Raw genomic sequence first — 22,733 nt, 5'->3', positions numbered from 1 at the left:
TCAGCGTTCCACCTCTCCTGGGTAGGCGGCGATGCCGCCAATATTTTTTACATTGGCGTAGCCCATCCGGGCCAGCGCCTTTACCGCGCGGCTGCTTCTGGCCCCGCTGTGGCAGTAGACGAACAGGGGGGTGTCCTTGGAGGCGATGAAAGCATCCGCTGTGTCAATGCTCTGGAGCGGTGTGTTCTGGCTTCCGGGAATGTGGCCCGCGCTGTACTCCTGGGGCGTGCGGACATCCAGCAGGACCGCGCCGGGCGTCTCCCGAAATTCTCTCACGCCCTGGGCAATATCAGGGCTCCGCAAAAAGTCGAAAAATCCCATGATGTCCCTCCTTACAGAAGGGAGAGAATTTGGCTTTTCGGCCTGGCTCCCATGGCCTGATTCACGACCTTGCCGTCCTTCATGACCACCATGGTGGGGATGCTCATCACCCCAAACTGACCTGCCAGCTCCGGCTGTTCATCCACGTTGACCTTTCCCACCTTAATGTCGGAACGCTCCCGGGCGATCTCCTCCAGGATTGGGCCGACCATGCGGCAGGGAGCGCACCAGGGGGCCCAGAAGTCCAGCAGAACGGGCCGGTCCGAGTGGAGCACCTCATTGGCAAAGTTGTTTTTGCTGATATTGATGGCAGACATTGTTTGTCCTCCTTATCTGTTTGTAGTGACCTTATCATAACCGAAGGCTGATTTTTATTCCGTGACAATGTTACCCTTGGGGTTTTTGGCCTTGCAGATCAGCTGGGTCATGGTCCCCATAGGACAGTAGACACACCAGCTGCGGGGCTTGAACAGCACCATTGTGATTAAGCCGAGAATAGTGGAGGTTAACATAACGCTGTAAAAGCCGAATGCGAACTGGGCCACGCCCGGATGGAACAGCGTCCCGTGGTAGGCCCAGTGCCAGGGCAGCTTGAAGGTCCACAGCAGGGTTACCGCCTGCCTGAGATTCTGCATGCCGGCAAAGACCAGATAAGTATTCCACAGCATTTGAAAGAACATAATGAAGAAGAAAATCAAAAAGCCGTAGCGGAACGCCCTGGTCTTCATCCAGCCTGGAATATCCTTTTTCCGGGAGAGCCCGAACCTGCCCCCCAGCAGGCCGAACAGCTGCCCCCGGCCGCAGTAGCGGTTGCAGTAGCCCTTCGTGCCCCAGACGAGGGAGATGATCAGCGGGATGCAGAAGAACAGCATTCCCAGCCAGGCGAACAGGATATTGAAAAATCCCAGCGCCATATAGATCAATTCCACAATCCACAGGTAGTCATACCAACGCTTTTTCATGCCCGCACCTCCCGAATTTCAATGACGGACGCAGGACACTCCTTCGCGCACCTCCCGCACCCTACGCACCGGCTTGTATCGACCTGGGCAGCGATGCCTCTAAAAACAGAGATTGCCCCCAGCGGACATACCTTTGCGCAGCAGCCGCAGGCGACACAGGAATCCGTGTCAACAGAGGCCTTCCGTCTTGTTTTCGCTTTGGTTTCCATATCATAACCTCCCGAAGTTGTTGTATCCATAATACCGGAAATACTGCTCCGCTTCTGTGATGAAATCACCCAGGCGGACAGGAGAGTGCCGTTGAATATCCTATGACATCCGGAGAGCGGCTTAATACAAAAATCTTGACAGGGTATTGCCTTTCTGATAGACTGAGCACAACAGCCAAATTTATCCAAAATCAGTCGGCTGAAAGGGGAGCAAGGTATGAGCATACAGATGATGGAAGGATTTTCGGGCGTCAGCCCCAATATAAAATTGCCGGGTACGGCGATTGAGGCCCAAAAGCCGGAGGCTCAGAGCCGCCCCCGGGAGCCTGTGATGGATGAATATGTCCCCGAGGAGCCCCGGGAGCCCTCCGGCCGCTACTGGATGGGCAGGGACGAGGACGGCCAGCCCAGGATTTATTTTGATGATCCGGAAAAGCCGGAGGACATCCCCGATGCGGAGCAGCCCGATCAGGCGGGAAGGGGTCCGAAGAGGAACGGGGGAGAGAAAGAGGTCTGTGAGGGCAGTACCGACCAGGTGGACCGGGAGATTGAGCAGCTGAAGAAGAGGCGGGCAGAGCTGGAGCAGCGGCTCAATGCCGAGACGGACGAGGCAAAAATCAAGGACCTGGAGCGCCAGCTGACCCAGACGGAGCGGGAGCTGAAGCAGAAGGATAACGATACATACCGGCGTCAGCATACCAAAATCACTCGGCTGGACTGAGAAAATCCTCCACTCCTTGATAGGACAGCGTTGCCACCGCCCGGAAAACCTCCCCGGAGACGCCAGCCTGCACCATGCCGTCGTACTTTTCCGCGGCGGTCTGGGCGCTTTTCAGGCCCCAGCCGTGGAGACCGCCCCCGGCTTTGGTGGTTTTCAGCTGGCCGTTCTCCCGGACGGGCACGGCGGCTTCCAGGTGCCGGCAGATGCAGTGCGGGCTTAGAAGCACAGGAAGAACGTTGGAGGGTGAGCTTTATGATTCAATACCGGAACTTATCTTCCGATGAGCTCTGTCCGGAGCTGTTCCGTTCCTTTACGCGGCATCAAGCTGTTACAAAATGCTGGCGCAGGGAAGGCGGAGAATGGGTGATAAAGGACGCGCCCTTTATTGACGATTGGACAGACGGGGATTACCAGACTCTGATCTCCTGTCTGAAAAATACCGCCGTCACAGGCGGACTTGTCCACGCGGCTTTCGTTGACGGGGCATTGAAGGGGTTTGTCTCTGTAGAAGCCGGCCTGTTTGGCGGAGAGCACCGATACCTGGATTTGTCCAGCATACACGTATCTGAGGAGCTTCGGGGCTCAGGAATCGGTTCGGCCCTGTTCAATGCCGCAAGGACGTGGGCGCGGGCAAACGGGGCAAAAAAGCTGTATATTTCTGCCCACTCCGCTGTGGAGACTCAGGCGTTTTACCGCGGATTGGGCTGTGTGGACGCGGCGGTCTGCGATAAGCGGCACATTGAGGCGGAACCCTTTGACTGCCAGCTGGAGTATGAGCTGTAGTGTCCCTTTCCCCGCAAGGGGGACGCTGTCAGCGGGCGGCTGACTGAGGATTGCGTTTCTGTTTGCAGGGCGCGACGACCTCGGCGCGCCGCCGAATCAGGCAAATATACGGCGGGACGAGGGTTCTTTGACACGCAGAAAGGCAGTTGGTATTATCCAACTGCCTTTACTGTATGTAGTATTTGATTCAGCTGCCGCCATAGATGATTTCTGTATTATCGTCCCAGGGATTTTGATTGGGGTCGATGCCTTCGGTAAGTTTAGATGGATCTGTGAGTACAATTCCGGTTGTTAGTCCTGTTGTTCCGTCGTCTACTTCTGTGGGGCCGCCGGTAGAACTACTATTTGTATTTGTGTTGGGCTTACTTGTCTGGCTGCTTTGGTCTTGCTGCTCTTCCGGTTCCTGTGTTTCTACCGGCCTCCATGCCCTGTATTGCTCCTCATAATCTTCTGGAAGCTGCTTGTCCGGCGTCACTAAATAGGGCATGATATGCAATTCCTGCTTGATGATTGCTTCTACCGGAAGTTCTCCAGCCAATGCTTTTTTTGAATCGTATGCCAATTCAAAAATCCCGATAAGCTCCTCATGGGTTAATTCCGTTATTTGATCCTCATTATGATTTGCGTGCTCTATACTGACATCCGGGGATTCATTCCTGCTCTTTGACATCTCATCACTGCTCATTGTAGCGCAGCCCGCTAATTGACTTGTCATGATAACCAGTGCCATAAAGGGGATGATGCTTCTCTTGATTTTCATAAATCTGCCTGCCATATTGAAAACCTCCTTTCATGATCCAATTCTACCAGAGTTTTCAGGGGGACAAGGTATTTTTTCTCCTTTAGAATTTCAAGCTGGGAGCGGCGGGTGAGGGTGGTCCTGAAAGGCTGCGGCGGGAGAAATCTGAAAGGTGAGCTTCTGGTCCCGTCCGCTGTCCACGTGGCAGGCCTCCTCCACGTCGGCCCCCCAGCTGTCGATGCCGCCCACCCCCCGCATGGCCCCGCAGAGGGTCACCACCGTGCGCACAGGTCTGGGCAGCTCCTCCACGTGGGCGGCCTGCTCCAGCTGCTGGGGGGTGTAGGGGATGGCGGAGAAGGCGAAGGGCTCCTCCACCATCTCCAGAGTCAGCCCGGCCCCGTCCGCCGCGCGCAGCACAACGGCATGGGTGTCCACATGGCAGCCGCACTCCTGGGGGACCAGATAGGAGGGGATGTGGGGGGCCTCGCTGTGCCAGCCAAAGACGCCCCCCTTTTTCCGGTCGGGGTAGGTCTCGCCGGACAGACCCAGCCACTCCACCCGCTCCAGCGGCTCCGGAGTGGAAAGGCGCAGGCCCGCCAGGGGCAGCTCCGGCCGGCCGGCCCCGCCGTGGTAATGGAGGCTGACAGTCAGGCAGCCCGTGTCCTCCACGGTATAGGTCACGTCTGTATGCAGGCCAGGCAGGGCGGGGGCGGTGTAGGTGAAGCGAACAGAGACCCTCTCCTCGCTCTCCTCCAGTATCTCAATGCCTTCACATCTCTGCCAGCTGTCCGCCGCCGCCCAGACGGAGCTGTTCAGCGCAAAGCCATTGCCCAGGTCGTTCTCTGTAGGGGCCCGCCAGTAGGCCGGACGGGGGGCCCGCCACAGCCACTCGTGCCCATCCATACACAGGGAAACCGGCCCGCCCTCGGGATAGGAGAACAGAATCTCAAAGCGTTCTCCCCGCACCCCCAGCGCTCCGTCCCCGTGGACGGCCCGGAGGGGTGATTTTTTTGTCCGGGCGGCGGGCAGAGCCAGAGCCCTGGCCGCTCTCTCGTTGGCCGCGTCGTGGGCCGCCCGCTCCTCAGGGGAGGCGTACCAGTAGCGCACCTCCTGCATGGCCGGCTTCTCCGTGCCGTCGGCAAAGACGATGCCGTTGCCGCTGAAGGCATAGTCGGTCTGCCGCTCGCCGAAGTCGCCGCCGTAGCCCAGCGCCCGCCGTCCGTTCACGTCCGTGCGCCACAGGGCCTGGTCCATGTAGTCCCAGATGAAGCCCCCCTGATACTGGGGGAACTCCTCCCCCAGGCGGATGTAGGATTCCATTCCGCCCAGAGAGCTGCCCATGCTGTGCATGTATTCGCACAAGATGAAGGGCTTTTTCGGCCTGCCCTCCAGATATTCCCGGACCGCCCGGGGCGGGGCGTACATCCGGCTCTCCACATCGGAGATATAGTCAAATTCCCGGCAGTGGAACACCCCCTCGTAGTGGACCAGCCGGCTGGGATCATTTTTCCGGAAAAACTCCGACATGGCCAGGATGTCCTCACCGGCGTAGGACTCGTTGCCGCAGGACCAGAAGAGGATGGAGACGTGGTTTTTGTCCCGCTCAAACATGGAGCGGGCTCGATCCAGCACGCACTCCCGCCACTCGGGCAGGCTGCCCGGCACATTCCAGGAGGGCTCCACCTTTCCTAGCTTCTGCCAGGAGCCGTGGCTCTCCAGGTTGGCCTCGTCCATCATATAAATCCCGTGCCTGTCGCACAGGTGATACCAGGCCGTATGGTTGGGGTAGTGGCAGGTGCGCACCGCGTTGATATTGTTCCGCTCAAATATCTCCAGTGCGGCGGCCATGTCCGCCGGACCGATGGCCCGGCCCGTCTCCGGGCTCCACTCGTGGCGGTTGACCCCGTTGATCACCAGCCGCGCCCCGTTGAGGAGCATCAGGCCGTCTTTCAGCTCAAACCGGCGGAAGCCGGTGTCGTAAGGGATTACCTCCGCTACGGTGCCATCCTTCTGAGAAACGGTCAGCGTCACCCGGTACAGCTCCGGGTGGCCGTGGTCCCAGGGGCGGACCTTCTCAAAGCGGAAGGGAGGGCTGCGAAGGTAGTTCCCCTCGGGAAGCATCTCCAGCTCGCCGTCGAACAGCGTTCCCTGGGCGGGATGGGTCAGCGCCATGTGGACCGTCCCCTGTCCCTCCAGCAGCAGCCGGAGAGACAGGGTGCCAGTGGAATTGTCCTCCTCCAGTCCGGCCTGGAGCCACAGGTCCGCCAAGTGGACCGCCGGCTTGCCGTAGAGAAACACGGACCGGAAGATGCCGGAGAAGCGGAAAAAATCCTGGTCCTCGATCCAGGAGGCGCTGGACCGCTTGTACACCTCCACACACAGCCGGTTGCCCTTCTCCCGGACATAGGGGGTCAGGTCGAAGTCGGAGGGGGTGAAGCTGTCCTCGGCGTAGCCCACAAAGCGGCCGTTGAGCCACAGGAAAAAGGCCTGCTCCACCCCCTGAAAGCTGACGCAGACCCTTTTTCCCAGCAGGCCGGGGTCCAGGTCAAACTCCCGGACGTAGCTGCCCACCGGACAGTCCTCCCAGTTGATCTCCGGGGGGCGGAGCGCGGCGTGGCCGTCCCAGGGGTAGAGGGTGTTGATATACTGGATCTGCCCATAGCCCTGGAGCTCCATGTGGCCGGGTACCTGGATGGTTCCGAAGCCCGCGGTGTCAAAATCCTCCCGCCAGAAGTCTGCGGGACGGTCCGCAGGGCGCCTGCTCCAGGCAAAGCGCCACACGCCGTCCAGAGACTGCCGCAGGGAGGTCCGCCCCAGCCGGGCCTCCTCCGCTGAGGCGCAGCACACATGATCAGAGTGGGCGTCCAGGCGGTTTACCTGGAACACAGTGGGATTGATCAGCCAGTTGAGGTCAGCTTGCATTAGAAACTCCCCTTTATAAAAGCCTGAATGATTACTGAGAGTTGTTATTGCCGCACCTGCCCATAAAAAAGAATGCCGGAGCAAGATCTCCTTGCCCCGGCATATTCTATTCAGCGCGAAAGGGGGTGCGGCGGTCAGTTAGAGGCCAGGGTGAACTGATCCACCAGCTGCTTCAGGGTGGACGCCTCAGCCGAGAGCTCCTGACTGGCGGCGGCGCTCTCCTCGGCGGTGGCGGAGTTGGTCTGCACCACGGCGGAAATCTGGTCGATGCCCTCTGTGACCTGGGCCAGAGCAGAGGTCTGATTCTCCACGGCCTCCACCACGACCTCCATTTGGGAGGACACGTGGCCCGCCAGCTCGCTGGTCTTTTCCAGAGACTCGGTGACCTGGCTCACCGCCTGGCTGCCCTCCGCGACGGAGGCGATAGAGCTTCCGATCAGCTCCTTGGTGGCCTTGGCGGCCTCGTCAGACTTGGAGGCCAGGTTGCGCACCTCGTCGGCCACCACGGCGAAGCCCTTGCCGGCGGAGCCCGCCCGGGCCGCCTCCACAGCGGCGTTCAGAGCCAGGATATTGGTCTGGAAGGCGATGTTTTCAATGGCGGCAATAATCTTGGAGATCTCCTCGGAGGAGCTGGAGATGCGCTCCATCGCCGCGTTCAGATGCTTGACGTGCTCCACGCTGGTGCCGAGCTGGGCGCCGGCCAGTCCCACATACCGGCCCGCCTCCTCCGCGGCGGTTGCGGTCTTTTTGGCGCTGGAGGAGATGTCGGTGATGGTGGCCGCCAGCTCCTCCACGGCGCTGGCCTGCTCCATGGAGCCCTGGCTCAGGGTCTGGGCTCCGGTGGAGACCTGGTTGCTGGCGGAGGAGACCTGACCGGCGGAGGAGTTGATCTGCCGCATGGTGCCGCTGAGCTCCAGCTTGAGCGTGCGCATGGAGAGCAGGATGCTCTGGAAGCTGCCGACATAGGCGTCCCGGTGGGGGGACTGGATGTCGAAATTCTTGTTGGCCATCTCGTTGAGCAGATAGCCAATGTCGTCAATGATGGTGTTCAGGCCGGATACCATCGCGGCGGTGGAGCGGGTCAGCTCCGCCGTTTCATCCTGGCCGGTGACCTGGGGGACGGGAGATTTCAGATCGCCCTCCACCAGCAGCTTCATCCGGGCGGCGCAGGCCCGCATGGGGATGCTGATATTGTTGGACAGCTTCAGCGCCACTACGATGGAGGCCGCGATGGAGATGACAATGACCAGTACGCTGATGAGGATGCCGAAGTATGTATCCGCCAGATAGTTTGACTTGGGCGCGGCTACGGCGAGACTCCAGCCGTCGGTGCCGCCCACAGGGGCGTAGGCCAGGAAGCGGGGGCCGTCCTCGGCCTTGATGGAGCCGAAGCCGTTTTCACCGTTACGCATAGCCTCATGAAGGGCGGCCCGGCTCTTCAGGGAGCGGTCATCCTGGGCCTCCCGCTCGATGTTCTGGGTGGTGATGGTGTCCAGGGTGATATCGGCGATGGTGTCGCCGTTTTTGTTAATCATGTAGGCACGGCAGTTCTCCCCGACCCGGATGGAGGAGACGATGTCGTTTAAGAAGGTCTCAGGGGGCACAAAGTAGACCACACCCGCGATCTGGCCGCCGTGGTTCCCGCCCGCATAGAGGGGGGCCGCCACCATGATGGACAGCTCTCCTGTGATCTTGCTGACCAGCGGCTCAGAGACATAGACATTGCCCTTCATGGCTTGCTGCACATATTCCCGGTCTGAGTAGTCCTTGCCGTCAAAAATACTGATGCCGTCAGCGCCGATGACGTTGCCGCGCTGGAAGCCGTGCATGGCGACCCGCTCGTCGATGATGGCGCGCTTATTCGCCACCGGCACATCGCTGTCAGACAGCTGGGCGATGCATCCGGTATCCATAGCCACGTTCTTGTAAGCGGTGAGCTCCTGTTCGATGCGCTGGGCCGCCAGAACGGCGGTCTCGCTCATCATCTGATCCACAGTCATAAGGGTGCTTCTGTAGCTCAAAGCGCTGCTGGCTACCCCCACAGCAATCAGCGCGATCAGAACTGTCGCCATCAGGCTTACAGTGATTTTTTTACGGATGCTTTTCATCTTTCTCCACCTCTAAAAATATTTCGTTTTGAAGGTGCGTTTCCCATGGAGCGTGTGCCCACTTTTGAACCCACCGCTTGTGGGGGTGACAGTTCTATCCTTGGTTAGTACAACACATTTTATCTAAGAAGTCGAGGGAGATTTCCAGGTGAGTGCTGGCGGCAATTTCCTGCTGGAGCTCAGCGTTGACCAACATATTGCCCAGTCGCCCGGATGTGCCGTCACATAGCTTCCTTCGGTACCCAAACTGACACGGAACCGCCGCCGCAGCGGAATACGCCGCAGCCGCTTTTGTCCAAGGTGACCTCTCCCTCCTGATTGCCCAGCAGGTCCACAAAGGTACATTCCGCAAACTGAACTCCCATACACATATTTTTTTCACCGCCGTCTCCGTCGCTCAGTAGCACAGCCAGGCCGGAATCAGGGTGCTCCTCGTCGCCGGAACGGACCCAGCCCACCACGTTGGGGTGATCGAAGTAGTCGGTCTGCTCCCCCCAGGCCCGCTCCTGCCGGGCCCGGAGCAGAAACTCCAGCCCCCTCACCGGCTGGATGCCGTCGTGGGGAATGCCGTACTGGTCCCCATAGAAGACGCAGGGGGTGCCGTCCTGCCGCAGGAGGATCAGCGCATAAGCCAGAGGCTTGAACCACTCCTGAATCCAGGACTGAAGCGCCTGCCCCGGCTGGGTGTCGTGGTTGTCCACAAAGGTCACCGCTCGCTGCGGCCTGGCGTCCACCAGGGTCCCCTGGAACAGCGTCCGCATGTCAAAGCCGCCGAAGGAGGAAGAGGCCTCCACAAACTTGAAGTGCAGCGGCACGTCGAACAGGCACATGATGTTGCCGCTCCGGTCCAGGAAATTGGTCAGGGCCAGAATATCCGCCTGCCAATACTCCCCCACCGACCACAGCTCCTTCCCGGTCTTCTGCCGCAGCTCCTCCAGCCAGTGGGTAAAGAAGGTAAAGCGGATATGCTTCACCGCGTCCAGGCGGAACCCGTCCACCCCGGTCGTCTCCAGATACCAAAGCCCCCAGCGGTCCAGCTCCTCAATCACCGCCAGGTTGCCCATATCCAGATTGGCCCCCATCAGGTAGTCGAAGTTACCGTTCTCCTGGTCCACCTCGTCCTCCCACTCTTTGCCGTTCAAGAGCCAGATCTGGCTCTCCTTCTCCCCGTCGTCCCAGTCCACCCCGTTGAAATGGGTGTGGTTCCACTGAAAGCCGGAGTACCGGCCCGCACGGCCGGGAAAGGTAAATTTGGTCCAGGCTGTGATTCGTTTTTCCACGCCGGCGCTCTGCTCCCGGTCCGTCGCCAGGCACTGCTCCGCCATGACCCGCTCCCGGCAGTCGGCGCCCATCCGGTGGTTGAGCACCATGTCGCTGAAAACCTCCAGTCCGGCTTTCTGGAGCGCACGGATTGCGGTTATGTACTCCTCCTTCGTGCCGTACTTGGTGGGGACAGAGCCCTTCTGGTCAAATTCTCCCAGGTCGTACAGATCGTAGACGCCGTAGCCCACATCTGCCATGCCGCCCGCTCCCTTATAGGCGGGGGGCAGCCACACGCCGGTATAACCCAGCGCGGACAGATGCTCCGCGTCCGCCGCGGCCCGCCTCCAGTGGGCGGCGTCCTCGGGCAGATACCACTGAAAATATTGAATCAGCGTTTTTTGTCGCTTCATCATTCCACCTCCTTGCGCAGCAGGAACGATTCCTTGATAATTTGGGCAATTATAGCACGGAGCTCCCCTCGTGGCAAGGGGCAAAAAGGGAAAGCTACTGCCTCAGAAACGCAAAAATCTAGGCGGCTTCTACAAAAATACCGAAATTTCCCACTCCGCACCGCCATCGGCCTGAAGGATGATGCCCCGCAAAACAGGGCGCTGTAGGTTTACAGGATATGCACCGACTCCGGGTCAAAGACCAAGGAGCAGCGCTCCCCCGCCTGATAAATACGCTTATTTTTGGGGGTGTAGTCGGTCAGCTTTACCAACGCGCTCCCCACCTTGTCCCTGACCACCGGAAAATTCCAGCTGCGGAGATCACAATGGAAACGAGAAAGGGAGTAGCCGTCAGCTACTCCCGGTCGCGGATTGCCGTATAGGATTTTGAGCAAAAATAATGCGGAGTGTCCTTCAAGGATACTCAAATCCTATAAGGACACTCCGCATGGTCCGAGTGACAGGATTCGAACCTGCGGCCTCCTGCTCCCAAAGCAGGCGCGCTACCAACTGCGCAACACCCGGATATGCTGTTTTGCCGGCGCCCCTGAGGGCGGCTGGCAATAGTATAATATAGATTAAAAAGGATTGCAAGGGTTCTATGAAATATGATAAGATATTTTTTAATCCAGACAGAAAGAGGAGACAGAGCCATGCGGATGAGAAAAAAACCCAACCTGCCGGCGCGGATGGAGCGGTGCGCGGCGATGCTGATTGAGGACCCGGCGTCGATGCGGGGGCGGTGGCGGGAGCTGTATCCAAACGCCCGCCAGCTGCGGCTGGAGATCGGCTGCGGCAAGGGCCGGTTTTCGGCGGAGACGGCAGAGGAGAACCCCGATGTGCTGTATATCGCCCTGGAGCGGGTGCCGGACGCCATGATTGTGGCCATGGAGCGCTGCCAGGCCAGGGGGCTGACCAATATCTTTTTTATAGATGGAGATGCAGCCCTGCTGCGGGAGTACTTTGCCCCGGACGAGGTGGACCTGCTCTACATCAACTTCTGCGACCCCTGGCCCGGGATGAAGCACGCCCGGCGCCGGCTGACCCACCAGCAGTTCCTGACGCTCTACCGGGGCATCCTGCGTCAGGGCGGACAAATTCACTTCAAGAGCGACAACCGGGACCTGTTTGAGTGGTCGCTGTTTCAGTTCCCCAAGGCAGGCTATGCCCTGTCGGAGGTGACCCGGGACCTGCACGGCGGGGGGATTCAGGGGGTAATGACCGACTACGAGGAGAAATTCCACCTGCTTGGCACGCCCATCAACCGCTGTGTGGGGACCAAGGAGCCCATGGACCCGGAGCCGGAGTTCCAGCCCATCCCGGGGCCGAAGCAGGAGAGACCGTAGGACCGCTGAAAGCATCAGGGAGAGGCCGCTCCTATGTCAGCCTGCTCTCTATCCAGGCCAGCAGGTCGTCAAAGACCTCCTGACGGTTAATCTCGTTGAACATCTCGTGGCGGCCGCCGGGGTAGAGCTTCACGGTGACATCCCTGCACCCGGCGGAGCGGAACATCCCCTCCACCTTCCGCACGCCTTTGCCCATAGCCCCCACCGGGTCGCTGTCCCCGGAGAGGAAATAGACCGGGGTATCCGGGTTCATTTTAGACAGATTGGCTTTGTCCGCGATGAATTGCAGTCCCCCCATCATGTCCCGGAACATGCCCGCCGTGATAAGGAAATTGCACAGGGGGTCGGCCAGATAGGTGTCCACTGCCGCCTCGTCCCGGCTGATCCAGTCTGAGGAGGTGCGGTTGGGCTTGAACGCCTTGTTGTAGGTTCCAAATGGAATGTCATTGACCGTCTTGCTCACATGATCCGGGCCCTTGATTCTGCACAGGCTCCCGGCCAGAGCCCTTCCGAAGGCCACTGCGGCGGCGGACTCCTGGCCCGTACCGGACAGGACGGCGGCGTCCACCGTGCCCGGCCAGCGGATGAGATAGGTCCGGGTCAAAAAGGAGCCCATGGAGTGGCCCAGAATTACATAGGGCAGGGAGGGGTGCTTCTCCCCCTCCAGCTCCCGCAGGCGGCGGACATCCTGAGCTACCAGGTCCCAGCCGTTTTTGGGGCCAAAATAGCCAAACTTCCCGCCGGCGGTGAGGCCGTGGCCCAGGTGGTCCTCCCCGCACACCACATAGCCGTGTGCGGTCAGGAATCGGGCCACAGGGTCGTAGCGGCCAATGTGCTCCGCCACACCATGAACGATCTGCACCACCCCCCGGGGGACACCTTCGGGCACCCACTCCCGGGCGTGGACGGCGTGGACGCCGTCGGAGGAAGGGTAGGAGAGATCAAAGGTCTGAATCATAGAGACACCTCGTTTTCTCGTGCAGGAGGCGGCCTCTGTGCCGCCCCGCGGGTGGAATGGCAAAAAATGGGGCGGCGCAGAGGCCGCCCCCTACAAGAAATCATTCACAGTTTACCCCAAAAGTGAGGGTTAAGTCAAGCCATCTGTTCCAGCATGGACCGGATACAGCCGGCGTGCAGAGCGCCCTCCTGGGCCAGCTCCAGATACAGCTCCTTCAGGCAGGGATCGGCGGTGGCCTGAGCGGCCTGGCGGCTGCGCTGTTCCCACTGCTGTTCCCAGACGAACTGCTGCCGCAGGGCCAGAGGCAGGGAGGCGGGCAGAGTGACGGCGGAACACTGGGGGGAGAAGCGCTTCCCGGTGATGAGGAAGTAGGCGGCGGACAGCCGGCGGAAGGCGGAGCGGTGGTCTCTGGTCAGGGCGGCCAGGGTCTTGGCACGGGAGCCGCCGGCCCTGCGGCTGAGGGCCTGGCTGGTGACGGCCCCCGTCCGGGCCAGGGTCATCAGCTCCTCCAGCTGGCCGCTGTCCTCCTGAGAGGCTTCCCCCAGGCACAGGATGGGCTCCTCGGAAGGGGCGGGGTCGACCTCCAGCTCCCTGGGGCGGTTGGGACGGACCGGCCTGCAGGAGCAGGAGCACTGTGGCCGGGTGGGGCACTCGGGCACAGGCGGCACGGCGGGCTCGGCAGGACACTCAGGCACCGGCGGGATGGTGGGCTCCGCAGGACACTCGGGCACAGGTGGGGCGGCGGGCTCTGCGGGGCACTCGGGCACCGGCGGGGTGATGGGCTCCGCCAGACAGTCGGGCACCGGGGGCAGGGTGGGCTCCGCCAGGACGGCGGTGTCCGGGATGGCGGCGGGGGCGGACTGGCCGGGCATGACCCGATTCCAGACCCGCTGGAAGGTCTCCGGGTCTATGTCCTGCCCGGCCAGGGAGGGCATATCAACTTTTAATTCCATGGTTAAAACTCCTTTGCTTGCTGATAGTCATGTAGCGCGGGGCTATCCCATTCTATGTCCCTGGCGGGGATTTGGCCCGCCGCGGGTTGCAAGAGCGGGAAAATCGTGGTACAATAGCCTGACAACACAGCGCTTTGGAGGAGAAGCCTATGAACGAAAATACAAACCGCCTGTTCGCCTTTATTAACGCGGAGCACATGTTCAATTATGAAAACGGCATCGAGCTGACCCATGTGGAGCCCGGCCTGACCCGGGGGGTGCTCCATGCCCGGCCCAGTTCCTACAACTCCGAGGGGCGCATCCACGGCGGGGCCATCGCCACCCTGGCGGACACCATCGCCGGCTGCTGTGCCTGCTCCACCGGGGGAGACTGCGTCACCTCCTCCTGCTCCATCGAGTATCTGCGCTCCGGCCAGGGGGATCTGTTCTGCGAGGCTACCCCCAAAAAGCTGGGCCGGAAGCTGTCCGTCATCCAGGTGTCCGTGACCGATACAGAGGGCAAAATGGTGGCTACCGGCACCTTTACCTTCTTTATGACCCGGCCAGGAGAGGCATAAAAACAGGGCCCAAAGGGCCCTGTTCACTTTTTCTCCAGAGCAAGCTGGAGCAGATATCCGTGCGTCCGGCGAGCGGTCCAGCTGTCGCTCCAGCCGCCGATGCGCAGGCCGTTTTTCTCCGCCTGAGCCAGCTTTCCCAGGGCCGGGACGGCCTTGGTGCATTTGGCCTTCACCAGCTTGTGGCACAGCACTTCCAGAACGTACTCGTCTTCCTTGGGGGAGATAAATGGGATCAGCTCTTCCGCATAGCAGTCGGGCATGACTGCACAGACGCAGAAGCCCATATTGATATACCAATCTTCTCGCAGGTCCTCCGCCTTCCAGAGCCTGATCAGCTCCTGGGCGGCCAGGTGGAAGCGCTCGGTCTCCTCCTCGGTCATGGGCTGGTTATCATTGAAGTCGATGTCGTCCCAGAATTTTGTCTCATAGTTGGGATCGCCGTCTTCGGTGTAATCCCGGATGACCCGGCGGTAGTAGTCTGCGAACCGGGCCAGGGAAAAGAATTTGGGGGAAATATCAGTGGGGCCGTGGAGCATGTAGACCGTCCCCTTCAGCGGGCCGGTGTAGTAGTAGCCCACCACGGCGGAGATGTCGTCCGTATCCCAGAAGAGGACCGATTCCCCGCCGGGAAAGCCTCGAAGGAAGTCCGAAATAAAGCCGTCGTACTTCATAAAGTCCTCGAAGGACATGAGACAGGGGATGGTACAGCCTTCGGGGGCGGGCTGGGTCTCCTGCCAGCGGTTTAAAATTTCCTGGTCCTCCGGAGAGATGTCGATGCCGTGGGCCAGGAAGGGGTCAACATAGGCCATGTGGCTTCACTCCTTTTTGCAGATTTGTCTATAATTTACCATAATACCCCAGAAAAAACAAGAGTTTCCCCCAAATTACCATTGACATCCATGCAAGTTCGTGATAGGATAATTGCAATTTCATAGTTGGATAGAGGCGCGGCGCTCATGCGTACCGCGGGACAAGGCCAGGCAGCCGTCCCGGGGGAGAGGGTGCGCCGCCGAAGGAGGAGCGGCCTGCCTGGACCGCCCGTCCTGGGCCGGGGGAGAACATCCTGCGGACTGTCACGAGGAGTGGAGCGCTATCCAGAGGTCCCCGGACCTGCCGGGGGCGTCCGGTTTTACCATGGAGCGCTTTGCGCGCCATGGTTTTTGTTTTGCGCAAAAGGGGCCTTGTGTGGGGCTCCAAACAAATGAGGAGGAAATACTTATGAGAACCAGAAGATCCCGCGGCCTGCGGCTTGTCGTCCTGACGATGATGCTCCTGGCCATGGTCTGTACCGCCTTCGCCGCCGGCGACCCCACTGAGGAGACGGGCACCAGGATGATCGAGTGCTCCGACTGCGGAGCGGCGGGCGTCGTCCTGTCCGAGGATTTGGAGGCTGTCACCTGCGAAGCCTGTGGGGGCGCCGGCTACGTCCAGTCCTCCAGCAATTTCTACAACACCCCCATGTCCCTGCTGCCCCCTGTAATTGCCATCGCCCTGGCACTGATTACCAAGGAGGTCTACTCCTCCCTGTTCATCGGCATCCTGGTGGGCGGTCTGCTCTACTCCAACTTCACCTTTGAGGGCACGGTGCTCCACGCCTTCAACGACGGCATTGTGGCCTCTCTGTCCGACGGCTATAATGTTGGCATCCTGGTATTCCTGGTCATCCTGGGCGTGATGGTCTGCCTGATGAACAAGGCGGGCGGCTCCGCCGCCTTCGGCCGCTGGGCGAAGAAGAACATCAAGTCCCGGGTGGGAGCTCAGCTGGCCACCATCCTGCTGGGCGTGCTTATTTTCATCGACGACTACTTCAACTGCCTCACTGTGGGCTCGGTCATGCGGCCCATCACCGACAAGCAGAATGTGTCCCGGGCCAAGCTGGCCTACCTCATCGACGCCACCGCCGCCCCCATCTGCATCATTGCCCCCATCTCCTCCTGGGCGGCCGCCGTGGCCGGCTTCGCCGAGGACGGCCAGGGTCTGACCCTCTTCATCCGGGCCATCCCCTATAACTTCTATGCCCTGCTTACCATCATCATGATGATCGGCATGGTGCTGCTGGGGGTGGAGTTCGGCCCCATGTCCAAGCACGAGCTGAACGCCCTGGATAAGGGTGACCTCTTCTCCGGCTCCAACCCCTACGCCATGCTGGACGATGAGATTGACGAGTCCAAGGGCTCCGTGCTGGACCTGGTGCTGCCCATCATCGTGCTGGTGGCGGCCTGTGTCATCGGTATGATTTACTCCGGCGGCTTCTTCTCCGGAGAGAGCTTTGTGGACGCCTTCTCCAACTCCGACGCCTCTGTGGGCCTGATGCTGGGCTCCGCCTTCGGCCTGCTCTTCGCCTTTATCTACTACTTTGTCCGCAAGTCCATGACCTTCAAGGAGATGATGGGCTGCATCCCCGAGGGCTTCAAGGCCATGGTGCCCGCCATCCTCATCCTCACCTTCGCCTGGTCCCTGAAGGGCATGACCGACTCCCTGGGCGCCAAATATTTCGTCCGGGACTTCGTCCGCTCCGTCTCCGGCATCCAGATGTTCCTGCCTGTCATCGTCTTTGTCGTGGGCTGCTTCCTGGCCTTCGCCACCGGCACCAGCTGGGGCACCTTCGGCATCCTCATCCCCATTGTCCAGAACGTGTTTGAGATGAGCAATCCCATGGCCATCATCTGCATCTCCGCCTGCATGGCCGGCGCCGTCTGCGGTGACCACTGTTCCCCCATCTCCGACACCACCATCATGGCCTCCGCCGGCGCTCAGTGCGACCATGTCAACCATGTATCCACTCAGCTGCCTTACGCCATCTCCTGCGCGGCCATTGCCGGCGTTACCTACCTGATCGCTGGCATCCTGGTGACCGCTGGCGCTCCCGGCATCATCTCCCTGCCCATCGGTGTGGTGCTGATGCTCGGCTTCCTCTTCTTCGCCAAGAGCCACAAGCGCACCGTAGCCTGAGTCCGTTTAAAACCAGAGGGAGGCCGCCCTGCCGGGGCGGCCTCCTCGTCTATTCAGCCGGCTTTACATAACCGATTTTGACCTCCGGGTTCCGGACGGCGATGTGGTCCAGACACCGCTGGCCCGACGCCTTGTCCTCCACCTGTCCCCGGCGCTCCTGGCCGTCGGCGCAGGCCATCACCAGGTAGAACTGGTCAAAATTGGCGGTGCCGCAGCACAGCCGGGCCTTAACCTCTTCCTGCCGCAGCCAGGCCCGGGTAATCCGGCTGTAGGGGAGATAGGCGGCCCCGGAGAATTTTTTCAGGAAGAGGCATTCCTCCCCCAACTGCACCTTGCCCATATTCTGAGCCTGAGCGAAGTCCTGCTCCAGCGCTTCGGCCAGCAGAACGGCGTCGGGAATTTCTGGCTTGAACTTCATAAAACCGCCTCCTTATTACCTGATTTATTTTAACATAGAAGGAACATGGGTGCAAGTAGGTGGGACGACGGGAGTGTCCATCTGCGCATTTTATCCCGGCTGTTTTCCCTGTCTGTAGGGGCGGCTGTGAGCCGCCCGCTCTACGGGAGTGCCGAGCTGCGGAAGAGAGGGGCGGATAATATCCGCCCCTACAGAAAAATCTCGAAAAACCTGTTAAAACCCCTTGACAAGGGCTCGTGCCGCTGATAAACTATTAAGGCCGCATTGAACAGGCCTGAAAGAGGGGCGACCCCGCCTGGGAGAGCGAGCCCGTAATAAAGGAGTTGAATACTATGCAGGCAATCATCGTGACCGGCGGCAAGCAGTATAAGGTGGCGGAGGGCGACACCCTCTTCATCGAGAAGCTGGAGGCCGAGGCCGGCCAGGCCATCACCTTCGACCAGGTTCTGGCTGTGCTGGATGGGGACAAGGCCACCTTTGGCGCTCCCACCGTGGCTGGCGCCAGCGTGGACGCCACCGTGGTCAAGAACGGCAAGGGCAAGAAGATTCGTATCTTCAAGTATAACCCGAAGAAGGGCTACCGCAAGCGCCAGGGCCACCGTCAGCCCTACACCAAGGTGCAGATCGGCGCCATCAAGGCCTGATGACCACCGTCACATTTCATAGTGAGGGCAGCCGCCTCACCGGCTTTGACATGCAGGGCCACAGCGGCTATGCCCCCCAGGGGGAGGACATCGTCTGCGCCGCCCTCACCAGCGCCGTCCGGCTCACCGAGTGCGCCGTCAACGACGTGCTGGGGCTGGAGGCCCCGGTGAAGGTGCGGGAGAAGGATGCGTCTGTCTCCCTCAAGCTCCCCAAAGCCCTGGATGCGGACAGCGAGAGCGTCTGCCAGACTCTTCTGGCGGCCCTGCTGGTCCATTGTGTCCAGCTGGCGGAGGAGTACCCTGAAAATATTACCGTCTTGGAGGTGTAAGAGATGCTGAATATCGGTTTACAGTTTTTCGCCCATAAAAAGGGCGTGGGCTCCACCCGCAACGGCCGTGATTCCAAGGCCAAGCGGCTGGGCGTGAAGCGGGGCGACGGTCAGTTCGTGCTGGCCGGCAACATCCTGGTCCGCCAGCGGGGCACTCACATTCATCCCGGCGTCAACGTGGGCAAGGGCAGCGACGACACCCTGTTCGCCATGAAGACCGGCCGCGTGAAGTTCGAGCGCCTGGGCAAGGACCGCAAGCAGGTCTCCATCGTGGAAGAGGCCGCCGCGGAGTAAGTTTCGCTAAGAAGCCGCAAACGTGTACCGTTTGCGGCTTTTTTCGTAAACACTGTATATGTTTAAAGGAGGATGTACCTGTGGAACAATGGCTGTATGTGATGTTCATCGAAAAAACCAAATCCTACAACAAGCTGACCAAAGCCGCAGTGGAGCGGCACGTGGCCAACCTGAGGGCCCTGGACGAGGCCGGACACATTGAGCTGGCCGGGGTGTTCAAGGGCTACCCCGGCGTGGCGGGCATGTATATCCTCAAGGCGGAGAGCCTGGAGGCGGCGGAGGAGCTGTGCAAACGGGAGCCTCTGGTGGCAGAGGGCTTTGCCACCTACAAGCTGAAGGCCCTCCAGCCCGCGAATCAGGAAAATAACTATCTGCTATAAGAAAGGGGACGGCTATGAATTTAAAAGAGGGCAGCGTGCTTTACGCCAGGATTGATTACAAAATCGGAGACAGACAGGAGACAGAGCAGGATGCCATGGACTCCATGGAGTATCTGCAAAAAATTGCGGCGGAGCGTTACCTTGCGGCGGGTGTGTTTGGCAATATGGAGTTGGGGACCATGGATGGAGCGATGGTGCTTTTTGAGGCGAAGAACCTGGCCGAGGCACAGAAAATCGCCAATGACGACCCGATTATACAGAGAGGCTATTACCGGTGCGACGTGTATCAGTGGAATGTGATGCTTTTATCAAAGAACGCAGGCTGATAGACAGTCCGGGAATGGAAAAGACAGCTTTTGAGTAGAAGGAGGTGCCCGAGATGGCAGCACCCTTTGTAGATACGGCGAAGATCACTGTCCGCTCCGGCAACGGGGGCAACGGCGTGGTGTCCTTCCACCGGGAGAAATATGTGGCCAACGGCGGCCCCGACGGGGGCGACGGCGGCCGGGGCGGCAATATTGTGGTGGAGGTCAACGACCACATGTCCACCCTGATGGACTTCCGCTATAAGCGGAAATACACCGCCGGCAGCGGGGCCGACGGCGCGGGCAAGCGGTGCACCGGCAGGGACGGGGAGGACCTGGTCATCCGGGTGCCCCGGGGGACCATTATCCGGGACGCCGAGACCCAGGAGATCATTCAGGACATGTCTCAGACCGACCGCTTTGTCCTGTGCCGCGGGGGCCGCGGGGGCTGGGGCAACCAGCACTTCGCCACCCCCACCCGGCAGGTGCCCCGGTTCGCCAAGGCCGGCCTGCCCGGCCAGAGCCGGGACGTGGTGCTGGAGCTGAAGCTGCTGGCCGACGTGGGGCTGGTGGGCTTCCCTAACGTGGGCAAGTCCACCCTCCTCTCCGTAGTCAGCCGGGCCCAGCCCAAAATTGCCAACTACCACTTCACCACCCTCTTCCCCAATCTGGGGGTGGTCTATGTGGAGGAGGGGGTGTCCTTTGTCATGGCCGACATCCCCGGCATCATTGAGGGGGCGGCTGAGGGGGCCGGCTTAGGCCACGACTTTCTGCGGCACATCGACCGCTGCCGGCTGCTCATCCATGTGGTGGACGTATCCGGCTCCGAGGGGAGGGACCCGGTGGCCGATTTTGAGGCCATCAACGAGGAGCTGCGCCAGTACTCCCCCGAGCTGGCCGGGCGGAGGATGGTCGTGGCTGCCAACAAGGCGGACATTATGACCAACCCCGCCCTGCTGGACCGGCTCCGGGCCCACGTGGAGGGCCTGGGGCTGGAGCTGGTCACCATCTCCGCCGCCGCCCACCAGGGCACCCGGGAGCTGGTGCTGCGTACCGCCCAGCTGCTCCAGGAGCTGCCCCCCGTGGCGGTGTACGAGCCCACCTATGTGGAGCGCCCCCCGGAGGTGGACACCGCCGGGGAGGTGGATATCCAGGAGTTCGACGGCACCTGGGTGGTGGACGCCCCCTGGCTCCAGAGGCTCATCGCCAACGTCAACTTCGGCGACTACGAGAGCCGGAACTGGTTCGACCAGAAGCTGCGCCAGTCCGGCCTGTTCGACAAGCTGGAGGCGATGGGCATCAAGGACGGGGATATTGTGTCCATGTACGACCTGGAATTTGAATATCAGCGTTGAAAAGAGGGCCCTTCGGCCCTCTTTTTTGCAGGGTGCGCCGGTTTCCGCAGAAATGTCATGAGGAGCTCTTTTTGTATGCAGGGGCGATGATATGCGCCCCTACGGTTCAATGCTGATCCCCGGCCTGCCTTGCTTTACCGCCTCCACCAGCAGGAGAGAGGGAGGATGTCCCGGTCCGTGGGAGACCAGCTTCAGGCGTTTGGGCTCCAGCCCGTGGCCCCGGAGGGTGCACAGGACGTCCGTCAGCCGCTCCGGACGGTGGCACAGGGCGAAGCGGCCCCCGTTTTTCACTAGCCGCCCGGCGGCGGCGCACAGCTCCTCCAAAGAGCAGCACTCCTCGCTCCGGGCGGGACCGCCGCTTGTCCCGCTGCCCAGGGGGAAGTAGGGCGGATTGGAGACCGCCAGATCAAAGCCTCCGGCGGGGAGGGGGACGGCGCGCAGGTCGCCGCAGATAATCTCCCCCGCCAGACCGTTAACCTCCAGATTTTCCCGGGCGGTCTGGGCGGACAGGGGGTCGATGTCCACCCCGGTGAGCGTCAGCCCTTCCGTCCGCCGGGCCAGAAGCAGAAGGAGAGCCCCGCTTCCTGCCCCCAAATCGCACACTCGCCACCCCGGCTTCACCGTGGAGAACGCCCCCAGGGCCAGGGCGTCGCCCCCCAGAGGGAAGACGCCCTCCTTCCAGGACAGGGTATAGGGGCCCAGCCGCTCCGTTTTCGCCATAAAGCGCCGCCTTTCCGCCGCAAAAATCTGTCTGTACAAATTTTGCGCAATTTCTTACATTATTTTTAAAAAGGATACCACATTTTTTCAGTCTGTGCTATAATATTTTGGTAATTATTGAAGAGAGGTGACAGTATGGCCGGGACGCTCTATCTGGTCCCCACCCCCATCGGCAATCTGGAGGACATCTCCCGGCGGATGGCGGACACCCTGGCCCGGGTGGACTTCATTGCCGCCGAGGATACACGGGTGACAGTAAAGCTGCTCAACCATCTGGGGCTGAAAAGGCCCATGGTGATATACCACCGGCACAACACCCGGACCGGCGGCCAGGCGGTTGTGAACCGGCTGCTGGCCGGAGAGAGCTGCGCCCTGGTCACTGACGCGGGGACCCCCGCCATCTCTGACCCGGGGGAGGAGCTGGTGGCCCAGTGCGCCGGACTGGGCATCCCGGTGTGCGCCATCCCCGGGCCCTGCGCCCTGGTGACGGCCCTGGCCGTCTCGGGCCAGCCCACCGGGCGGTTTACCTTTGAGGGCTTTCTGGCCATGAACAAGAAAAACCGCCGGGCACACCTGGACGCCCTCCGGGGGGAGGAGCGGACCATGATCTTCTACGAGGCCCCCCACAAGCTCACCGCCACCCTCCAGGACCTAGCGGACGCCTTCGGCCCTGACCGACCCGTTACCCTGTGCCGGGAACTGACCAAGCTCCACGAGGAGATCCGGCGCACCACCCTGGGAGAGGCGGGGGCGTACTATCAGGAGAACACCCCCAAAGGGGAGTTTGTGCTGGTGATCCGGGGGGCGGAGCCGGCGGAGGAGCGGGAGGCCACCCTGGAGGACGGCCTGGCCCTGGTGGACAGGCTGCGGGGGGGGGGCTGTCCCTCCGGGACGCGGTGCGTCAGGCGGCGAAGGAGCTGGGGCTGTCCCGAAATCAGCTCTATGATCTGGCGGTGAACTCATAGAGGCGCCTGTGGCCGCCTTTACGGAAAAACCCGCACCAAACCGCCTGAAAATGGATAGAATAGAAAGAAAACATAGATCG

The 22,733-nt window shown here is 60.8% G+C and carries 25 protein-coding genes, 1 tRNA gene, 1 pseudogene and 1 riboswitch; of the genes and pseudogenes, 12 read left to right on the top strand and 15 right to left on the bottom strand.

The annotated features are described in order from the left end of the window. The 4 genes from D1641_RS00270 to D1641_RS00255 are packed head-to-tail and all read right to left on the bottom strand — an operon-like array spanning position 1 to position 1,492. Entirely contained in the window at positions 1-321 is a 321-nt protein-coding gene (locus D1641_RS00270) for a rhodanese-like domain-containing protein (protein WP_160662393.1), read from the bottom strand. An 11-nt stretch (positions 322-332) separates the two neighbouring features. Further along, the gene (trxA, locus tag D1641_RS00265) at positions 333-638 is read right to left on the bottom strand and encodes a thioredoxin (protein WP_160662392.1); all 306 of its coding nucleotides are present in this window, start codon (positions 636-638) and stop codon (positions 333-335) included. Between the two features lie 54 nt (positions 639-692). Next, the gene (locus D1641_RS00260; protein WP_160662391.1) at positions 693-1,283 is read right to left on the bottom strand and encodes a 4Fe-4S binding protein; all 591 of its coding nucleotides are present in this window, start codon (positions 1,281-1,283) and stop codon (positions 693-695) included. Next, the gene (locus D1641_RS00255; RefSeq protein ID WP_160662390.1) at positions 1,280-1,492 is read right to left on the bottom strand and encodes a 4Fe-4S binding protein; all 213 of its coding nucleotides are present in this window, start codon (positions 1,490-1,492) and stop codon (positions 1,280-1,282) included. The genes D1641_RS00260 and D1641_RS00255 overlap by 4 nt, the downstream gene beginning before the upstream one ends. 217 nt (positions 1,493-1,709) lie before the next feature. Here D1641_RS00255 and D1641_RS00250 point away from each other — a divergent pair, with 217 nt between their 5' ends. After that, positions 1,710-2,213 (top strand): hypothetical protein, encoded by a 504-nt coding sequence (locus D1641_RS00250; protein WP_160662389.1) that lies wholly within the window; start codon positions 1,710-1,712, stop codon positions 2,211-2,213. Here D1641_RS00250 and D1641_RS19320 read toward each other — a convergent pair. Further along, the gene (locus D1641_RS19320) at positions 2,197-2,394 is read right to left on the bottom strand and encodes a GHKL domain-containing protein (RefSeq protein ID WP_347707354.1); all 198 of its coding nucleotides are present in this window, start codon (positions 2,392-2,394) and stop codon (positions 2,197-2,199) included. The genes D1641_RS00250 and D1641_RS19320 overlap by 17 nt on opposite strands. Positions 2,395-2,576: 182 nt before the next feature. On the opposite strand from D1641_RS19320, the gene D1641_RS00240 reads away from it, so the two are divergent. Then, complete coding sequence (locus D1641_RS00240) at positions 2,577-2,996, top strand: GNAT family N-acetyltransferase (protein WP_347707353.1); 420 nt, start codon at positions 2,577-2,579, stop codon at positions 2,994-2,996. A 187-nt stretch (positions 2,997-3,183) separates the two neighbouring features. Here the strand turns inward: D1641_RS00240 and D1641_RS00235 are convergent, their stop codons facing one another. From D1641_RS00235 to D1641_RS00215, 5 genes are all read right to left on the bottom strand, one after another. Then, entirely contained in the window at positions 3,184-3,771 is a 588-nt protein-coding gene (locus D1641_RS00235) for a hypothetical protein (protein ID WP_160662386.1), read from the bottom strand. Positions 3,772-3,846: 75 nt separating this feature from the next. Beyond that, positions 3,847-6,657: a glycoside hydrolase family 2 TIM barrel-domain containing protein gene (locus D1641_RS00230; protein ID WP_160662385.1), complete on the bottom strand. Its 2,811-nt coding sequence runs from the start codon at positions 6,655-6,657 to the stop codon at positions 3,847-3,849. Positions 6,658-6,791: 134 nt separating this feature from the next. Continuing rightward, the gene (locus D1641_RS00225; protein WP_160662384.1) at positions 6,792-8,765 is read right to left on the bottom strand and encodes a methyl-accepting chemotaxis protein; all 1,974 of its coding nucleotides are present in this window, start codon (positions 8,763-8,765) and stop codon (positions 6,792-6,794) included. A gap of 221 nt (positions 8,766-8,986) precedes the next feature. Beyond that, on the bottom strand, positions 8,987-10,438 hold the full coding sequence (locus tag D1641_RS00220; RefSeq protein ID WP_160662383.1) for an alpha-amylase: 1,452 nt from the start codon (positions 10,436-10,438) through the stop codon (positions 8,987-8,989). A gap of 488 nt (positions 10,439-10,926) precedes the next feature. After that, positions 10,927-11,002: transfer RNA gene (locus D1641_RS00215), tRNA-Pro, on the bottom strand. Positions 11,003-11,130: 128 nt separating this feature from the next. Between D1641_RS00215 and trmB the strand changes: the two genes are divergently transcribed. Next, complete coding sequence (trmB, locus tag D1641_RS00210) at positions 11,131-11,823, top strand: tRNA (guanosine(46)-N7)-methyltransferase TrmB (protein ID WP_160662382.1); 693 nt, start codon at positions 11,131-11,133, stop codon at positions 11,821-11,823. A 31-nt stretch (positions 11,824-11,854) separates the two neighbouring features. On the opposite strand, the gene D1641_RS00205 is transcribed toward trmB, so the two are convergent. Both D1641_RS00205 and D1641_RS00200 read right to left on the bottom strand, forming a co-directional pair. Further along, positions 11,855-12,781 (bottom strand): alpha/beta hydrolase, encoded by a 927-nt coding sequence (locus D1641_RS00205; RefSeq protein WP_160662381.1) that lies wholly within the window; start codon positions 12,779-12,781, stop codon positions 11,855-11,857. 134 nt (positions 12,782-12,915) lie between these two features. Continuing rightward, positions 12,916-13,734, bottom strand: coding sequence for a hypothetical protein (locus D1641_RS00200; protein WP_160662380.1), 819 nt, complete (start codon positions 13,732-13,734; stop codon positions 12,916-12,918). 149 nt (positions 13,735-13,883) lie between these two features. Here D1641_RS00200 and D1641_RS00195 point away from each other — a divergent pair, with 149 nt between their 5' ends. Then, positions 13,884-14,291, top strand: a complete 408-nt coding sequence (locus D1641_RS00195; protein WP_160662379.1) for a PaaI family thioesterase — start codon at positions 13,884-13,886, stop codon at positions 14,289-14,291. 23 nt (positions 14,292-14,314) lie between these two features. On the opposite strand, the gene D1641_RS00190 is transcribed toward D1641_RS00195, so the two are convergent. After that, positions 14,315-15,100: a hypothetical protein gene (locus tag D1641_RS00190; RefSeq protein ID WP_160662378.1), complete on the bottom strand. Its 786-nt coding sequence runs from the start codon at positions 15,098-15,100 to the stop codon at positions 14,315-14,317. Positions 15,101-15,223: 123 nt separating this feature from the next. Beyond that, positions 15,224-15,392: riboswitch (Lysine riboswitch) on the top strand. Between the two features lie 117 nt (positions 15,393-15,509). On the opposite strand from D1641_RS00190, the gene D1641_RS00185 reads away from it, so the two are divergent. Next, positions 15,510-17,243 carry a Na+/H+ antiporter NhaC family protein gene (locus D1641_RS00185; RefSeq protein WP_160662377.1) on the top strand — a complete coding sequence of 578 codons (1,734 nt, stop codon included), beginning with the start codon at positions 15,510-15,512 and terminating at the stop codon, positions 17,241-17,243. A 49-nt stretch (positions 17,244-17,292) separates the two neighbouring features. Here the strand turns inward: D1641_RS00185 and D1641_RS00180 are convergent, their stop codons facing one another. Continuing rightward, positions 17,293-17,661, bottom strand: a complete 369-nt coding sequence (locus D1641_RS00180) for a DUF6709 family protein (RefSeq protein WP_160662376.1) — start codon at positions 17,659-17,661, stop codon at positions 17,293-17,295. A gap of 332 nt (positions 17,662-17,993) precedes the next feature. Between D1641_RS00180 and rplU the strand changes: the two genes are divergently transcribed. The 6 genes from rplU to obgE all read left to right on the top strand — a co-directional run bounded on the left by rplU (position 17,994) and on the right by obgE (position 20,968). Continuing rightward, positions 17,994-18,305 (top strand): 50S ribosomal protein L21, encoded by a 312-nt coding sequence (gene rplU, locus D1641_RS00175; protein WP_160662375.1) that lies wholly within the window; start codon positions 17,994-17,996, stop codon positions 18,303-18,305. Continuing rightward, positions 18,305-18,634: a ribosomal-processing cysteine protease Prp gene (locus tag D1641_RS00170; protein ID WP_160662374.1), complete on the top strand. Its 330-nt coding sequence runs from the start codon at positions 18,305-18,307 to the stop codon at positions 18,632-18,634. The genes rplU and D1641_RS00170 overlap by 1 nt, the downstream gene beginning before the upstream one ends. A 3-nt stretch (positions 18,635-18,637) precedes the next feature. Further along, positions 18,638-18,928, top strand: a complete 291-nt coding sequence (gene rpmA / locus D1641_RS00165) for a 50S ribosomal protein L27 (RefSeq protein ID WP_160571610.1) — start codon at positions 18,638-18,640, stop codon at positions 18,926-18,928. An 80-nt stretch (positions 18,929-19,008) separates the two neighbouring features. Continuing rightward, positions 19,009-19,308, top strand: coding sequence for a YciI family protein (locus D1641_RS00160; protein WP_160662373.1), 300 nt, complete (start codon positions 19,009-19,011; stop codon positions 19,306-19,308). A gap of 14 nt (positions 19,309-19,322) precedes the next feature. Next, on the top strand, positions 19,323-19,634 hold the full coding sequence (locus D1641_RS00155; RefSeq protein ID WP_160662372.1) for a YciI family protein: 312 nt from the start codon (positions 19,323-19,325) through the stop codon (positions 19,632-19,634). 53 nt (positions 19,635-19,687) lie between these two features. After that, entirely contained in the window at positions 19,688-20,968 is a 1,281-nt protein-coding gene (obgE, locus tag D1641_RS00150) for a GTPase ObgE (protein ID WP_160662371.1), read from the top strand. Between the two features lie 99 nt (positions 20,969-21,067). Here obgE and D1641_RS00145 read toward each other — a convergent pair whose 3' ends face one another. Further along, positions 21,068-21,688 carry a methyltransferase domain-containing protein gene (locus D1641_RS00145; protein ID WP_160662370.1) on the bottom strand — a complete coding sequence of 207 codons (621 nt, stop codon included), beginning with the start codon at positions 21,686-21,688 and terminating at the stop codon, positions 21,068-21,070. Positions 21,689-21,823: 135 nt separating this feature from the next. On the opposite strand from D1641_RS00145, the pseudogene rsmI reads away from it, so the two are divergent. Then, positions 21,824-22,653 (top strand): annotated as a pseudogene (rsmI, locus tag D1641_RS00140) (16S rRNA (cytidine(1402)-2'-O)-methyltransferase). Positions 22,654-22,733 lie beyond the last annotated feature (80 nt).

The organism is Colidextribacter sp. OB.20, assembly GCF_009911595.1.
GTDB lineage: Bacteria > Bacillota > Clostridia > Oscillospirales > Oscillospiraceae > Lawsonibacter.
Note: the sequence above shows the minus strand (reverse complement) of the source record. Positions and strands in the feature narration are given on the sequence as shown.

Coding starts and splice junctions, on each gene's coding strand:
- rplU (WP_160662375.1), top strand. CDS start 17,994: ATGCAGGCAATCATCGTGACCGGCGGCAAGCAGTATAAGGTGGCGGAG.
- D1641_RS00170 (WP_160662374.1), top strand. CDS start 18,305: ATGACCACCGTCACATTTCATAGTGAGGGCAGCCGCCTCACCGGCTTT.
- D1641_RS00145 (WP_160662370.1), bottom strand. CDS start 21,688: ATGGCGAAAACGGAGCGGCTGGGCCCCTATACCCTGTCCTGGAAGGAG.
- D1641_RS00255 (WP_160662390.1), bottom strand. CDS start 1,492: ATGGAAACCAAAGCGAAAACAAGACGGAAGGCCTCTGTTGACACGGAT.
- D1641_RS00260 (WP_160662391.1), bottom strand. CDS start 1,283: ATGAAAAAGCGTTGGTATGACTACCTGTGGATTGTGGAATTGATCTAT.
- D1641_RS00185 (WP_160662377.1), top strand. CDS start 15,510: ATGAGAACCAGAAGATCCCGCGGCCTGCGGCTTGTCGTCCTGACGATG.
- D1641_RS00200 (WP_160662380.1), bottom strand. CDS start 13,734: ATGGAATTAAAAGTTGATATGCCCTCCCTGGCCGGGCAGGACATAGAC.
- D1641_RS00220 (WP_160662383.1), bottom strand. CDS start 10,438: ATGAAGCGACAAAAAACGCTGATTCAATATTTTCAGTGGTATCTGCCC.
- trxA (WP_160662392.1), bottom strand. CDS start 638: ATGTCTGCCATCAATATCAGCAAAAACAACTTTGCCAATGAGGTGCTC.
- D1641_RS00190 (WP_160662378.1), bottom strand. CDS start 15,100: ATGGCCTATGTTGACCCCTTCCTGGCCCACGGCATCGACATCTCTCCG.
- D1641_RS00180 (WP_160662376.1), bottom strand. CDS start 17,661: ATGAAGTTCAAGCCAGAAATTCCCGACGCCGTTCTGCTGGCCGAAGCG.
- D1641_RS00230 (WP_160662385.1), bottom strand. CDS start 6,657: ATGCAAGCTGACCTCAACTGGCTGATCAATCCCACTGTGTTCCAGGTA.
- rpmA (WP_160571610.1), top strand. CDS start 18,638: ATGCTGAATATCGGTTTACAGTTTTTCGCCCATAAAAAGGGCGTGGGC.
- D1641_RS00225 (WP_160662384.1), bottom strand. CDS start 8,765: ATGAAAAGCATCCGTAAAAAAATCACTGTAAGCCTGATGGCGACAGTT.
- D1641_RS00195 (WP_160662379.1), top strand. CDS start 13,884: ATGAACGAAAATACAAACCGCCTGTTCGCCTTTATTAACGCGGAGCAC.
- D1641_RS00250 (WP_160662389.1), top strand. CDS start 1,710: ATGAGCATACAGATGATGGAAGGATTTTCGGGCGTCAGCCCCAATATA.
- obgE (WP_160662371.1), top strand. CDS start 19,688: ATGGCAGCACCCTTTGTAGATACGGCGAAGATCACTGTCCGCTCCGGC.
- D1641_RS00270 (WP_160662393.1), bottom strand. CDS start 321: ATGGGATTTTTCGACTTTTTGCGGAGCCCTGATATTGCCCAGGGCGTG.
- D1641_RS00235 (WP_160662386.1), bottom strand. CDS start 3,771: ATGGCAGGCAGATTTATGAAAATCAAGAGAAGCATCATCCCCTTTATG.
- trmB (WP_160662382.1), top strand. CDS start 11,131: ATGCGGATGAGAAAAAAACCCAACCTGCCGGCGCGGATGGAGCGGTGC.
- D1641_RS00155 (WP_160662372.1), top strand. CDS start 19,323: ATGAATTTAAAAGAGGGCAGCGTGCTTTACGCCAGGATTGATTACAAA.
- D1641_RS00205 (WP_160662381.1), bottom strand. CDS start 12,781: ATGATTCAGACCTTTGATCTCTCCTACCCTTCCTCCGACGGCGTCCAC.